Below are 13,738 nucleotides of genomic sequence, written 5' to 3' on the forward strand. Positions count from 1 at the left end.
ATTAATTATAATGCCCCTTATTGAACTGGGCGTTTAATTGCCCTCGAATCATGTTTTGTTTGATCTTATCTCCAGATGTTTTTTCTTTCCGTTTATTAATCTCTTTCCTAATCTCTGATGTTTGAATGCCATCTTCCATTTTATTGGCTATATCCATCAGACTTTCAACATCAGAGAAAGAATATTTCCGATTTCCTTTATTTGTTCTTTTAGGAAAGATGAGTTTTCGCTCCTCATAATAACGGATTTGCCGCTCAGATAAACCAGTAAGTTCACATACCGTTCCTATGGGCATAACCTTTTTATGAAGATATGAATCGTCTTGAGAGGTCACCCGCTCTCCCCCTTTAACCTCATGATAAATTTTCCTTTCGGAGTTTTATCTCCTTGATCATAGAGGCTTACTTTTTTTGGTCCCCTTTAATATACACTAAACCTCATGATTCATGTTGTCCTTTGTTAACTTTTCTTACATTCAAAAATAACCTCTAAAATTTCATTGTAAGTGTACCTGACAATTTTATAGATTGCATACTCACGAGCCACTAAAATAGAGGTAATAAAAAGAGACAGAAGTGATGGAAACACGAGTCCTGAGAGGGGGGATTTTTTTGAAACAGGATAAAGCCTTAATCCTCGCTGAGAAGATTATCCAATTGGATATGCTAAGAGATGAACTTTTCGAAGAATTAGTCACATTGAGTGGGAATCGTGCCTCCGAAATTTTACGGGTGGCTCAGAATGCTTGAAAGGCTGACCTAAAGTGTTCCCATTTTAAGAAAAGGAGGTAAGATTCATGTCAAGATATCTCCGAGAAGTGGTTGAGAAGAGGAAGCAACACTATATTAAACTTCTAATGGATTCTGGCGTTTTTAACATAAAAGATCAATCGCTGCATCACTATACTTTGACCCAACTTGAAAAAGAGTACGAAAGAATTAGTGACATGAAGAAAGTCCCTGATTGATAAACAATGGCCCACAATACCGATGAGGAGCATGAGATAGCCCCATTATTCAACAAGCTGATGTTTTCTTTTTATAAAAAACCAGGGCCATTTGACTTTGCCCTGGTTTCTTTGTATCTCTTTGCTTGTAGATGCTAAACACACAATAGAACGGCGTGTCTATTGTTGAAATCTACGAAAACAAACTTATTGACTATTTTCCTGTTTTTCTTCATGGGGTCCCTTTTTAAATCCGTGATGATGGTGGTGAGGATAAAATTTAAATCCTTCCTTTTCCATCCGCTTAGCATGTTCCTCAAGGTGGGATAGGATTTTTTCTCCCTTTTCTTTAGGAATCAAGCCGTATTCAACATATTTTTTAATCAATGCCTGCTTTTTCTCCAAGATTTCTTTCTGTAATTTCGTTAATTCCTTTTTCTGAGTTTCTGTTAACTTAGCGGGTGCCATTTTATTTGGGGAATTAGATTCTTCAGCATGTGCAGTCAGCCCCACACTGGATAATACCAAAGCTAATGCAAAAAGCACGCTCATGATTTTTTTCATCTTAATCACTCTCCTTTATTCTTTATGATTTGATGAATTTACCATTTTATGCACCTTTTTTTATTCAATGTGCTTACTGAATCACTCGCCCAAATTATGATTCTTAAAAGCTGCTGCCCACACCAATCACTATTAGAGCCATACACTATACTGACAACGGAAAAGGAGGGTGAAATTTATGGCATATGCAGCTGGTGGCTACGGCGGTGGCTTCGCCTTGATTGTTGTCCTCTTTATTTTGTTAATTATTGTAGGCACATCTTACGTTTGGTAATCACAAACACTCTACAGTAAAAGAACACTCCAGAATAGGCGCCTCTAAGGTGCCTATTTTTTGTAAAAGCTCAGGTTCGCATCGCTTGTCACTTTTGAATAGATTCCGACGTAACTACAAGAAGATTAATGACGGTTAACAGTGGGAATTTCCGCTCCAAGTCGCTCGCTTTCCACATGCCCACACATGCCCACAGGACTAAGGAAAGCGACTAAGAGATTAGTCCTCGCAGAAAAACCGTGTTCTTACGATTTTTTGATGTAGGTAGAATCGGTGTTCGACGCACCATCGGGGTCCCCAAAAAGTGCTTTTTACTTTTTGGGGTGGTAATCGGGGTCCCCGAAAAGTGTTCTTTACTTTTTGGGGTATAATAAGGTATGAGCTGCCAAAGCCGATCGAATTGACGTCGCAATTTCCTTCTACTTATAAAATACCAATCCCTTATTGCACAAAAAAATAAGCCCGAAGGCTTATCATAAGGGGGTCATATAATTGTTTAATACACTAATACTTTAACACAGAAACATTAAAAAGTGATTAAAATTCATAAAATTTATTAAAAAATTTATATTTAATTTTTTCGACACTTTTATTGGACAACGCTTTAAAACATTCGACACTCTCTACACTCTGAGACATCCTTATTATTGTTTGGTATCCAGCGGTTTTAATTTCGCCTCTATTTCTTGTCTGCGTTCTTCAAGAAAAGGGGGTAAAGCGAGTCCCTCTCCAAGATGCTCTAAAGACTCATCCGTAGCAAATCCCGGACCATCAGTTGCCAGTTCAAATAAAATGCCATTCGGTTCTCTGAAATATAACGAATGAAAATAAAAACGGTCAACATATCCAGAATTCACCATTCTTTGTCCTTTAATTTTGGCAATCCATGCTCTCAACTCTTCGTCATTATCCACACGAAAAGCAACATGGTGAACCCCTCCCCGACCGAGACTCTCTTTAGGCAAATCGGTTCGCGTTTCCACGTGAACTTCAGCCCCAGTTCCCCCACGGCCTGTTTCATAAACAACGATATCTTGTTGACCTTCAATTGAGGAGGCATATTGGCCGATTTTTCTAAACCCCATGACATGGACTAAAAGCGTCTCTGTCGGTTCTAGATATGGAACAGTTAATTTTACAGGCCCGAGTCCAATAATCCCATACTCATTCGGTACAGGACTTTTCTCCCATGGTGTTCCACCAGAGACACCGCCCTCATTATGTTCATCGGAAACTAATACTAATCTTTGTCCCTCTGGATCTTTGAATTTCAATACCTTGCGATGAAATACTTCCGATATGTCCATGTGAGCCACATTCATAGATTTAAAACGATCTTTCCAATACTCTAAAGCCGTATCATTGGGAACGCGTAAGGATATTTCTGAAATGCTATTATTCCCGTTATGATTAGGAGCAGCCATCGGAATTTCAAAAAAGGTAAACTCAGTTCCAGGGTTACCTTCCACATCTCCATAGAAAAGATGATACACGGAGACATCATCTTGATTGACTGTTTTCTTAATCAATCGCATACCCAATATTTTTGTATAAAAATCAAAGTTCTTTGCTGCGTTTGCAGTCATAGCCGATACGTGATGGATCCCTTTCAATTCCATAATCAATTCTCCTTTTTAACTCTATATCGCGTTATTTATACTTAAGAGCTACAGACAAAATATATTGATATAAAATATCTTGAATTAAAGATAATTGATTAAAAAGTTTTTGTCAACACTCATTGCCTTTTAAATAGTCCTTATGGCGTTAATTCATCTGATAATTAGGGACGCCTTCACACATCAGTTGTCTTGCAACCTTTATGGTCAAAACCAAAGTTACCCTTTTAGAGTCATCCGCAAAGGGATACTTGCTGACATAAAAAAATACCCTCTCGAGGGCCTGAGAGGGGCTAAGGTCATCTTAAGTTAGACTCGCTAATTCAAGAGTATTAATAAGTTGATTCAACCGACTGAGTTCATAACCATCAAGTGAAAGAAACTGTATGCCATACCCAATCATTGACTCACTTGAATGTGCTTCTTTACGAACGATTACACCTTTTATCTTATAATATTCCTCATTGTATTCGAAACTCAGTTCCACAGTCACTTTATTTTGAACAGGGAGATCCAACATTAAGGTCACCTTTGACCCACCAAGACTAATATCTTCTACATATCCTTGAATAGCTTTATTGACTAACGAATTAAGCTTTTTCGTTCCAAAGTCTAAAAACCTTAAAGTACATTCTTGATTATAAAATTTTTCACGTCGAAATTTCCTTTTATTCATAGGATACTCTTGAAGTCCTAAACTCTTTTCATATGTTTGTTTTAATTTCGCAATGGGTTGAGGCATCCCTAGTCCAAAGCCTTGGCCATATGTAATTCCTAAAGATTTGACATAAGCAATTTCCGCATCCATTTCCAGTCCTTCAATAATCAAGTCACAATGATTTTCCGCACAAAATTTTTGAATGAGTTTCACTAATCTTTGTTTTTTCTTAGAAGCTAGCAAATCATGAGCAAAATAACGATCCAGTTTAATATAATGTGGCTCTAACTCAATAATCCGCATCATATCATGATGGCCTTTACCAAAATCATCGATCGCAATAGTGACACCGACATTTTTCAACTTCTTGATCACACCAATAAGTTGAGTATAGTTAGTGATCACTTCACTTTCAATAATTTCCATAACTAAATGCTGCCTCAGCTCCACATGCTCATTCATAATATCCTTTACAAAGGAAAGAAATTTTGGATTTAAGAGTGTTGATGGAAAAACATTGATAAAGAGTTTCACTTCCTTTGGTGTCAGACCAGCCTCGTGATAAGTTTTAATCCCTTTATAAATGGACCGGGTATCTAATTCAAAAAGCTGCTTCTTTTTTTGTGCTAACTCAAAGATAGGCTCTGGGTTTGAAAACTCGTCTGCCCTCAGTAACACTTCATAGCCTTTAATAGAACCGTCAACCAAATTATAAATAGGCTGGAAATAATGATAGAACCTCTCTTCCTTTAGAAAGGTTTTTAACGAAAACAAACCAATCACTCCTTTAAAATAATTTTCAATAAAAAATGACCATCCCGAAAAAAGCAGAGATGATCATGGAATATACCCCTTCTTTCGGTAACCCGGCTACCTTAGAGTACAATCCTCCTTAGGCCCGTGGCTTTGCGTCCTTGTCTTTCAACAAGTATGCCATTATCGAAAAGCAAATGAATTGTCTCGTCCATATTACAACTAAATTCGACAAAAGTCTACATTTCCCAATTCATTACGTTTGGACAATAGATAATTTTCTTTATCCTCCATTCAATGGGTACTTCCACTTGTGTCCGATAACATGAAGGATCTTTCCTCCCTTCAAACTGTTTTTTACGCCAATATGTATGAAATTATTTTTTTTATTCCATACTATGTAAAAAAACGGAGGTTTTGGTTATGCAACATATTACTCTATTACTTGTTAAATTTATCACGTGCCTCATTGCTTTTGCACTTGGACTCGATTTATTTTTTGCCGCAACATTTACAGATATTTTAACGTTTAGTTTGCTTGTAACAGTCATTTCATATATTGTTGGAGACAGAATTGTACTGCCTCGTTTCGGCAACACGACAGCGACTATTATCGACTTTCTGATAACCTATGTCAGCGTGTGGGTTTTTGGTAACATTCTTTTAAATAGTTACTTACAAATCGCATGGGGAAGCATCATTTCAGCTGTTGTCATCACTATTGCTGAAGTCTTTGTCCATCGCTATATTCTTAAACATAACGCTATTGAAGAGGGGCCACAGGCAAGACAGTCCCATTATAAACAGCACGTTGACTATGGAACTGAGTTTGCTGAGGAGTCAGATTTCAAAGATAAGAAATAAGCCTCTACCAAAAACTTTGCCAAGAAAACCAAACATAAAAAGCTCCAAAGTGAGAAGTGAGCCGAGCCCCGTGGAAAGCGAAGTGTTTTGACAGGAGCAATGCGCCTCATGCTAAGAATAAAGAAAAATCCGTCCATTCACTGAATGTTCGGATTTTTCTATGAGTGAAATATTTTTTCCCAGTCTCCATTTTTCATCTTAAAAACATGCTTTTACTTCGTCTACTTTTGAATAAATTCTTTCCTCTTTAAGTAGTTAATAAACCAAAATTTTCCTAATAAAATCAAAAATAGTATGGGGTAAATGGGCACAGAGTAGATTAGTTTCCAGCCATTGTAATAAAATAATTCCGATCGAACAGCTAACCATTCATAAAAAATAGAAAAACAAGACCACCCAATAACATACAGTACCTGCACGATTCTACTTTTCTTAAATGGAAAATAATTGAGATATAAAATATCAATTAACGGATATATCCCGAGAATAACTATAAAATCCTCATAATCCGCTTTGTAGATACGAAAATAACCGTAAAGGTGGTATTTAAATTCTAATAAATAGTCCACAACAAAATCCAACACAATGGCAAAAATCGACGATGTGTACATTTCAAGTTTTGAAAGATGCTTCTTTGAAAAGATCACGAGAAGCAAAAATATAAGAAAAGAGCTAACAGCAAGTAGCATATAAACTCAATCACCCGTTTACTCTAGTTAAGTTCTAACATAGTCTTATCTATAAGCATGCCACTAAATAAATGGAATTATTCACATCTCTTGACTACGTCTTTAAATCGATTGTCACCCCTTATTCCTTATCGCATACCTTAGGGAATAGGAGGAATGCCTATGCATTTGTTCAGTGCCATCTTTATCGGAGTTGTCGCTAATATCGATAACTTAATTATTGGTTGCTCCTACGGTATGAAAAAAACGAAAATCCCCTGGTTGTCCAATATCATTATAGCAGCTATTTCAATGTTATTTTCACTAATCTCACTGTTTGCTGGTCATTGGATCTCGACCTATATTCAACCTCATATTACGAATACTATCGGTGGTCTCTTATTACTTATCATCGGTGCCTTAACAGTATGGTCCTCATTTTATGAACGCTCCAAAAAGTCAAACCAAACTCAGTCTCCCTTTCTAAAAGTGATTTACGAACCCAAGGATGCCGATCTTGACCAGAATCATTCTATAAGTATGAAAGAATCCTTGTTATTAGGCACTGCTCTGGCGATAAATAGCATTAGCACGAGCTTCAGTGTCGGATTGACGAGCGCTTCAATTGTCAGTTTTGTAGCATCCATTGGTCTATTTTCCGTCCTCTTTATTTCAATAGGGGGAGTCATGGGCAAAAGCATTCAAAAGCGTATCAAAAACATGGAGCTCTATGCCCCTATTCTTTCAGGCGTCCTTTTGATCCTCATTGGGTTATACGAAATCATTTACTAGACCTAGTCGCGTCCTATTTATTTGGAAAACCCTATAGTATACCAAGGGGCTTCTCCCCTTTATATCTTTACACCAAGGTCGCACGTCACAACCACAGCAAAACATAAAGGACATTTTAGGGGACCTTGATCATATCGAATAAAGAAAAAAAGAGCATCACAAAGGTGCTCTTTAAAATCAATTATATAATTTTGGACACATGATGAAGACTCTTATCAGCTGAGCCATTTTCTAAAGTGATATCGGCACCTAGCTTTGCAAAGAGTGATGTTACATTTTCGTATCCTCGCAAAATATGATCAATATCGGTAATGATCGTCGTTCCTTCAGCCATCAATCCTGCGAGGATAAGGCTTGATCCAGCTCTCACATCTAAAGCTTCAACTCTTGCGCCCTTTAGTTTTTGATTTCCAGGAATGAAAACACTCGCTTTGCGTTTTTCAATCACAGCCCCGAGCTTACTCAACTGATGGATGTGACGGAAACGATTCGGAAAAATAGGGTCAGTCACAATACTTTTTCCAGATGCTTTAAGCATTAACGATGTTAAGGGTTGTTGTAAATCCGTTGCAAATAGTGGATACATCCCCGTCTTTACTCTCGTTGCCTTTAAATTGTGATCGCCATAGGCAGTAATACTATTATTTCCAACTTCGAAAGTCATTCCCATTTCCGTAAGTTTTTCTAATAGAGATGTCAGGTGCTCTGGAATGACATCTCTGACCGTCACCTGGCCACCCGTAACACCTGCTGCAATCAAAAAAGTGCCTGCAATAAGGCGATCAGGGATCGTTTGATAGTCACACCCCTTTAATGTGTTCACACCGTGGATGATAATTTTACTCGTCCCGGCTCCGCGAATGTTCGCCCCCATCTTGTTAAGAAGATTGGCCACATCCACAACTTCAGGATCTCTTGCTGCATTGGTTAGCGTGGTTTTTCCCTCGGCAAAAACACTGGCTAACATAACATTAATCGTAGCTCCAGAGGTTATCACATCAAAATAAATATCCGCACCCTTTAAACGTTCAGCTTCTACAGTGTAATAATCTTTATAATAATTAAAGGTGGCTCCGAGAGCTGTTAACCCTTTCTCATGTTGATCGATGGGACGAGAACCAAAATCATCTCCCCCAGGGTAACCTATTTTCACTTTTTTATATTTACTGATCAACGCTCCAATAAAGTAATAGGACGCCCTAAATTTCGAAGTGAGTGCCGTGTTTAACTCCGCATGCTTTATATTCTTCGCATTAAAAATTAATTGATGATCAGTTTCATGAACATCGACGCCAATATCAGCAACAATCTCACATAACACTTTCACATCAAGAATTTGCGGGATATTTTCTATTTTAACGTCCTCATCCGTCATGAGTGCAGCAGCCAACAGACCTAAGACAGCATTTTTAGAGCCAGGAACGGCCAAACTCCCCTGTAATGGGTCTGACTTTTTAACAACAATATATTTTTCTTTCATAGCGGTCTCCTCTTAATGGTTCCATGTTCTAAGGATAGTCATTATCACTCTAGTCATATTATTGATTCATTTAGCCATCGGGAGCATTCCGTCCATTTGAAATGCATACACCAAGAGGGCCAATTAAGTAGGAATAGACATCACAACACTTTTATGTCATTTGCCTATAATTTTTTTATATTTAATGAGATTTTAACACATGTTTATTCTAAATGAGGTTACTTTATTTTGAGAAATTGTTACGAAAGAAGTACTCCTGTCTTCTTTATGTAATGTTTTTAATGGATGTTATTGTTTTTTAGGTTTTTAAAAGGTATAATTAGCCATTTCGTTCCTCTATAACCGATACAAAACGGAAGAAGGTTATAAAAATTAACCTCTATTTAGTTATTTGCAAAGATAACAGAGCACTCACCAAGCTTCTTTTGTCCCCAGAGCAACGCGAAATGATCTTTGTCCATAATCGGTCCCACTCCAGCAGGGGTTCCCGTATAAATAATATCTCCCTTACCTAATCCAAAGTGTTGGCCCGCGAAGTCAACAATGGTTTGTAAATCAAAGATCATCTCTTGAATATTCCCCTTTTGTACGTATTCACCGTTTTTTAAAAGTGAGAAATCAACCTGCTTGCACGCTTCGATGCCTGGAAACTCAATAAACGGACTGATCACTGCTGAATTTTTAAATCCTTTAGCCAACAGCCATGGCTGCCCCTTCTTTTTTAATTCTGACTGAATATCTCGAAGCGTAAAATCAATCCCTAATGCCATTTGATCCACAAGCTCATCCACACTCATCCCTTTTTCGTACGGTTGTCGAATATGAACAACCCATTCTGCTTCATAATGGATGGCACCTTGATCATTAGGCAAACGTATCTCTTGACCTTGTGTCTCAACTAATGCATGGGTTGGCTTAGAAAATAAAAAGGGAGAGGTCGGAACCTCGTTCTTTAATTCCTTTGCGTGTTGAGCATAATTTCTACCGACACAATATATATTACGAATTTCATTCATTTTAGAACATTCCTTTCTTCACGCTTTTCATAAATGCTGCCCTATATATATAAAATTTGATATAATAAGAAATATAAACGATACACGAACGGGACTTAAATATCCTTCTCATCTTTTAAACTCATCATGTCCAATTATCTATTACACCTCTGAGGAGAAAAAGAATGGCTAAAAAAATGTGGATCAAACCCTATCAATTGACTTTATTGATCTTTCTCTTTACATGTGTCGCTCATCCATACCATGTGATAAGCTCACATCCTAATGGCGCCAATGAGTACAGCCCACTTCATGACTCCTCTAGTATTTTAGCGATCCATAACGATGAGCCTCAGCCGCTACCGGTCATTCCTTTCATCGTTATTTCAGTTGTTCCCTATTATTTATTCGTTAAGCGTCATCAACGATTGTCGCTCTTTCAGTTTTTTTACTTTCATTTATTACTTTTAAAACGGATGCTTCTTCCGATTAAATATCAGGCGGTCTTTTTAGACGAACAGCCTCTTATCCTATAACAAACAATGAGTCAATAGGAGGCTAAAAACAGTGGCAGATCAAGAATCGAGAAAAAAACACAAGCCTGACATTCATACGGTTGTAAAAAGAGAACTTAGATTTTCTTTACTTTTCACAGTGATGGTTACACTCATCATGTTACTTTTACGCTTTTTTGTCTTTAAACCTTAAGATGAATAGAGGGTAGCTTCAGGAGCTACCCTCTATTTTCTAATATATCAATAGGCAGGTGGTAAACATTTTATGTAAGCAAAGACTATTTGTTGTTATTTTCCAGCCTTCCCCATTATGTTAGTCTCTTCCTGAGAAACAAAATGGTGAGCTGTCTCCTTATCGTTTTCCTCTGATAATAGCCCCTTGGTTCCCGCTTTAAACTCTCTCAATGCGCTCCCAAAAGCTCGACCCAATTCCGGTAACTTTTTGGGCCCAAACAAAAATAAAGCAACAATAACGATGAGCAGAATATGACTCGGAGCAAATAGATCACCCAATACCTACATCTCCTTATGTTCGATTTCTCTCATTATACACCAAAAAGGATATAAAAACAGTACTTATTAAGCGGTTTCTGAAAGTATAAATTCTTTACGTTTACAGTGTTTCTTGTTCTAACAAAATAGAGTACAACCTATACATATTATTAGGTGATTTTTTAATCCTACACTTATTCAAATTTTTACTTTCTCCAGTTGAAAGAGAGACCAAAGGAGACGAATACAGATGAGAAATACTAAACAAATTTTACAAGTCGCCGCTACTTACATTGGGACGGTTGTTGGAGCTGGATTTGCAACAGGTAAAGAAATTGTTGAATTTTTTATCTCATCTGGGATTTTGGGACTGCTTGGGATTCTTTTAACCGGAATCTGCTTTATTTGGATTGGAACAAAAATAATGACGCTCGCACATAGGGCAAGATTCCGTTCCTATGAACAATTCAATCACTATTTATTTGGACAGAGGGTCGGTTCCCTGGTTAACCTCTTATTCCTTATTATATTATTTGGAAGTACCTCAGTGATGATCTCTGGCACGGGGTCCTTATTTTATGAACAGATGGGCATCCCTGCGATATGGGGGACTCTCCTCATTGTCGGTTTATGTTTTTTCGTCATGTTAAAAGGGCTAAAAGGGATTCTTACAGTGAATTCTTTGGTTGTTCCTATTATGATTCTCTTTACACTACTCATGGCCTTCTTCACTTTAAGTCATGGGGCTATCCTCAACAGGGTCCAACCATCGGGACTTTTAGTTCACTCAAGCTGGTTAATGAACGCTTTTATTTATATCTCCTATAACCTGACAATGTCGGAAGTGATTTTGGTGCCGTTGGGCGGAGAAATGGAAAATGAAAAGATTGTCAAGTGGGGAGGCTTTTGGGGAGGGCTTGGATTAACCGTTATCTTACTGGCCTCATTTTTAGTTCTTTACGCGCTTCCAAACGTTCAGCAATATAATATCCCTATGGCTGAGTCAGTAAGATCCCTCGGTGTCTTTATTCATTTTCTCTACGTTTTCGTCGTATTTGGAGAGATTTTCTCAACAGTGATTGGCAATGTTTTCGGTCTGAGTCGCCAAATCCATGACCGGCTGCATTTTCCTGAATATCTATGTGTACTCATGATTTTGTTTGTGTGTATTCTTATAAGTCAAATTGACTTTGGTATCCTTTTGCCACTATTCTATAGATTCTTTGGCGGGATCAGCCTCTTCATATTTATTTTTATCGTCTTTTATCCTTTGTCCCGTCTTAATATTAAAAAATAGCAATCTCTTAACAGATGAGATTGCGATACCCGCCTTTAGGCGGGCCTATACATACATCGAGTAAAAGTTAAACTGTTTTGTTTAACCCATTTTTGATGTTCCCGCTTCCTCTTGCCCGATTCTGACTCGATTCCTTTTTATCGAGATAACAATGGCAATGACCCATACAATAACAAAGCCAAGATAAAGAGCAGTGGTTACTCCTGAAGATACCCCAACCGCTTGCAATATCGTCCGCCCGTTAACAAAAATAATGGCACCACCCACAATAATCCCTAGAAGGTAAGGGGGAAGTATTTTAATAAACCAAGCGGCAATAGGAGCGGCAATTAAACCACTAATCGCAAAGACCGCAACATAGCCCCAATTAATATCCTCTATTCCTAGAGAGATGAGGAACCCCAACGTTCCTGCTACAGCAACTACAAATTCACTGGTGTCCACTGAACCAATGACTTTTCTCGCTGGAATTCCTTTTTGTGAGAGGAGAACAGGCGTCGAGATGGGGCCCCATCCTCCGCCACCAACCGCATCAAAGAACCCTGCGACTAACCCTAAGGGCATCAGTTGTTTATTGGAAAATATTCTTGACCCTTCCTTTGGATTAAAATTAAAGAAGAATCGGATGACGATATATATCCCCAAAATCAGTAAAAAACCAGAAATATAAGGAGCAATCCGGTCCCCAGGTAAATGGCTTAAGAAGCAAGCACCCACAAAAGCTCCAATGGCTCCCGGAAGCATCATCCGATAGACAATCCGTTTATTAACATTTCCAAGCCGTATATGTGATACTCCGGAGGCAGCGGTTGTTGCAATTTCAGCTAAATGGATAGACGCTGAAGCAATTGCGGGAGCCACCCCAAAAGCTAATAACAAGGTTGATGAGGTTAAACCATAAGCCATCCCCAGTGATCCATCGATAAATTGGGCAAAAAAACCTACAATCGCAAAGATCAACAATCTTCTCATGATAAACTCCCTTTGTCTTTTTATTTGGTGTTTCAGTCATATTGGGTTACAGTACTTTTTTTGGCACTCTCTTTGTGACTATGGGTCCATTGAATAGATCCCATTCCTCCATGCGGATGTGAAGCGTTCAATAGATGATCGTATTCTTTCTCTAATTGTGATAAAGATAATTCAAATAGGTGCTTATGCTGGACCTTATAAACGTCAAAGGTGATCAGTTTATTGATTAATTCTTCTCTTCTTTTTTCAACGGCTTCCCGAAGTAAATGACTCACAATACATACGCCTCCTCAAAAATAATAATTACCCACTTACATAGATAGGAAGTGGGCTGACGAATGTAACGACACCTCCTCTTATCTTCCAAGTCTTTGACTTGCTGGATTTGGCACCGTTTGGTCACGCCAAGGTTGCCGAGGATTCATAGGGCCAGTCCCTCCGCCTCTCTACATAAGAAGATAGATCCGATTGACAATTTTGTATTCAATATAATTTTTATTCATATTAAACTCATTATTCACATCTGTCAACTTGGTTTTATGAAAAAGTTAAAGCAGATCCATCAAAATCCGTCCTCACTATACAATGATAAACATCCAGATTTTTGCGATAAATACTTTTTTAAGAAATTCAACAGATGTCCAAGCCATTTTGAAGTGCCCTCATAATATGTATTATCAGAGAAAAAGGTGGTGTTATGATGAGCTATAGTTCTGGTGGTAATTACGGTTCTAGCTTTGCTTTAATCGTTGTCCTGTTTATCTTGTTAATCATTGTAGGTACCGCCTACGTTTGGTAAAAGAATCACTGCAACCCATTCTCAAAGCGCCTGAATTTCAGGCGCTTATT

At 38.0% G+C, this 13,738-nt stretch carries 19 protein-coding genes and 2 riboswitches; of the genes, 9 read left to right on the forward strand and 10 right to left on the reverse strand.

The features are described 5' to 3' along the window. Window position 1: 1 nt before the first annotated feature. On the reverse strand, window positions 2–334 hold the full coding sequence (locus tag IEV91_RS12580; RefSeq protein WP_188497762.1) for a MerR family transcriptional regulator: 333 nt from the start codon (window positions 332–334) through the stop codon (window positions 2–4). A gap of 277 nt (window positions 335–611) precedes the next feature. Between IEV91_RS12580 and ykzB the strand changes: the two genes are divergently transcribed. After that, the gene (gene ykzB / locus IEV91_RS12585) at window positions 612–749 is read left to right on the forward strand and encodes a protein YkzB (RefSeq protein ID WP_188497822.1); all 138 of its coding nucleotides are present in this window, start codon (window positions 612–614) and stop codon (window positions 747–749) included. 47 nt (window positions 750–796) lie between these two features. Continuing rightward, entirely contained in the window at window positions 797–967 is a 171-nt protein-coding gene (locus tag IEV91_RS12590; RefSeq protein WP_188497763.1) for a Fur-regulated basic protein FbpA, read from the forward strand. 186 nt (window positions 968–1,153) lie between these two features. Here IEV91_RS12590 and IEV91_RS12595 read toward each other — a convergent pair whose 3' ends face one another. Beyond that, window positions 1,154–1,510, reverse strand: coding sequence for a DUF2680 domain-containing protein (locus IEV91_RS12595; RefSeq protein WP_229745582.1), 357 nt, complete (start codon window positions 1,508–1,510; stop codon window positions 1,154–1,156). Window positions 1,511–1,688: 178 nt separating this feature from the next. On the opposite strand from IEV91_RS12595, the gene IEV91_RS12600 reads away from it, so the two are divergent. Beyond that, entirely contained in the window at window positions 1,689–1,784 is a 96-nt protein-coding gene (locus IEV91_RS12600; protein WP_188497764.1) for a YjcZ family sporulation protein, read from the forward strand. Between the two features lie 644 nt (window positions 1,785–2,428). On the opposite strand, the gene IEV91_RS12605 is transcribed toward IEV91_RS12600, so the two are convergent. Further along, window positions 2,429–3,403, reverse strand: a complete 975-nt coding sequence (locus IEV91_RS12605) for a ring-cleaving dioxygenase (RefSeq protein WP_188497765.1) — start codon at window positions 3,401–3,403, stop codon at window positions 2,429–2,431. 304 nt (window positions 3,404–3,707) lie between these two features. Next, window positions 3,708–4,835 carry an EAL domain-containing protein gene (locus tag IEV91_RS12610; protein ID WP_188497766.1) on the reverse strand — a complete coding sequence of 376 codons (1,128 nt, stop codon included), beginning with the start codon at window positions 4,833–4,835 and terminating at the stop codon, window positions 3,708–3,710. Window positions 4,836–4,918: 83 nt separating this feature from the next. Then, a riboswitch (cyclic di-GMP riboswitch) is annotated at window positions 4,919–5,006 on the reverse strand. Between the two features lie 231 nt (window positions 5,007–5,237). On the opposite strand from IEV91_RS12610, the gene IEV91_RS12615 reads away from it, so the two are divergent. Continuing rightward, the gene (locus tag IEV91_RS12615; protein ID WP_188497767.1) at window positions 5,238–5,678 is read left to right on the forward strand and encodes a YndM family protein; all 441 of its coding nucleotides are present in this window, start codon (window positions 5,238–5,240) and stop codon (window positions 5,676–5,678) included. A gap of 221 nt (window positions 5,679–5,899) precedes the next feature. Here IEV91_RS12615 and IEV91_RS12620 read toward each other — a convergent pair whose 3' ends face one another. Next, on the reverse strand, window positions 5,900–6,367 hold the full coding sequence (locus IEV91_RS12620) for a CBO0543 family protein (protein WP_188497768.1): 468 nt from the start codon (window positions 6,365–6,367) through the stop codon (window positions 5,900–5,902). Between the two features lie 162 nt (window positions 6,368–6,529). Here IEV91_RS12620 and IEV91_RS12625 point away from each other — a divergent pair, with 162 nt between their 5' ends. After that, window positions 6,530–7,138 carry a manganese efflux pump MntP gene (locus tag IEV91_RS12625; protein ID WP_188497769.1) on the forward strand — a complete coding sequence of 203 codons (609 nt, stop codon included), beginning with the start codon at window positions 6,530–6,532 and terminating at the stop codon, window positions 7,136–7,138. A gap of 181 nt (window positions 7,139–7,319) precedes the next feature. Here IEV91_RS12625 and murA read toward each other — a convergent pair whose 3' ends face one another. After that, entirely contained in the window at window positions 7,320–8,618 is a 1,299-nt protein-coding gene (murA, locus tag IEV91_RS12630) for a UDP-N-acetylglucosamine 1-carboxyvinyltransferase (protein WP_188497770.1), read from the reverse strand. 383 nt (window positions 8,619–9,001) lie between these two features. Beyond that, on the reverse strand, window positions 9,002–9,634 hold the full coding sequence (locus IEV91_RS12635; RefSeq protein ID WP_188497771.1) for a fumarylacetoacetate hydrolase family protein: 633 nt from the start codon (window positions 9,632–9,634) through the stop codon (window positions 9,002–9,004). Window positions 9,635–9,798: 164 nt separating this feature from the next. Between IEV91_RS12635 and IEV91_RS12640 the strand changes: the two genes are divergently transcribed. Continuing rightward, the gene (locus tag IEV91_RS12640) at window positions 9,799–10,149 is read left to right on the forward strand and encodes a hypothetical protein (protein ID WP_188497772.1); all 351 of its coding nucleotides are present in this window, start codon (window positions 9,799–9,801) and stop codon (window positions 10,147–10,149) included. A 31-nt stretch (window positions 10,150–10,180) separates the two neighbouring features. After that, window positions 10,181–10,321 (forward strand): hypothetical protein, encoded by a 141-nt coding sequence (locus tag IEV91_RS12645; RefSeq protein WP_188497773.1) that lies wholly within the window; start codon window positions 10,181–10,183, stop codon window positions 10,319–10,321. 95 nt (window positions 10,322–10,416) lie between these two features. Here the strand turns inward: IEV91_RS12645 and IEV91_RS12650 are convergent, their stop codons facing one another. Then, window positions 10,417–10,641 (reverse strand): twin-arginine translocase TatA/TatE family subunit, encoded by a 225-nt coding sequence (locus tag IEV91_RS12650; RefSeq protein ID WP_188497774.1) that lies wholly within the window; start codon window positions 10,639–10,641, stop codon window positions 10,417–10,419. A gap of 229 nt (window positions 10,642–10,870) precedes the next feature. Here IEV91_RS12650 and IEV91_RS12655 point away from each other — a divergent pair, with 229 nt between their 5' ends. After that, window positions 10,871–11,917: a YkvI family membrane protein gene (locus IEV91_RS12655; RefSeq protein ID WP_188497775.1), complete on the forward strand. Its 1,047-nt coding sequence runs from the start codon at window positions 10,871–10,873 to the stop codon at window positions 11,915–11,917. Window positions 11,918–11,998: 81 nt separating this feature from the next. Here IEV91_RS12655 and IEV91_RS12660 read toward each other — a convergent pair whose 3' ends face one another. After that, a complete protein-coding gene (locus IEV91_RS12660) occupies window positions 11,999–12,889 on the reverse strand; it encodes a sulfite exporter TauE/SafE family protein (protein ID WP_188497776.1) in 891 nt (296 codons plus the stop codon). Window positions 12,890–12,921: 32 nt separating this feature from the next. Beyond that, entirely contained in the window at window positions 12,922–13,164 is a 243-nt protein-coding gene (locus tag IEV91_RS12665; protein ID WP_188497777.1) for a Fur-regulated basic protein FbpA, read from the reverse strand. Window positions 13,165–13,242: 78 nt separating this feature from the next. Then, window positions 13,243–13,346: riboswitch (SAM riboswitch) on the reverse strand. A gap of 240 nt (window positions 13,347–13,586) precedes the next feature. Here IEV91_RS12665 and IEV91_RS12670 point away from each other — a divergent pair. Continuing rightward, window positions 13,587–13,688, forward strand: a complete 102-nt coding sequence (locus IEV91_RS12670; protein ID WP_188497778.1) for a YjcZ family sporulation protein — start codon at window positions 13,587–13,589, stop codon at window positions 13,686–13,688. The last annotated feature ends 50 nt before the right edge of the window (window positions 13,689–13,738 follow it).

Source organism: Pullulanibacillus pueri, assembly GCF_014639255.1.
GTDB classification, from domain to species: domain Bacteria; phylum Bacillota; class Bacilli; order Bacillales; family Sporolactobacillaceae; genus Pullulanibacillus; species Pullulanibacillus pueri.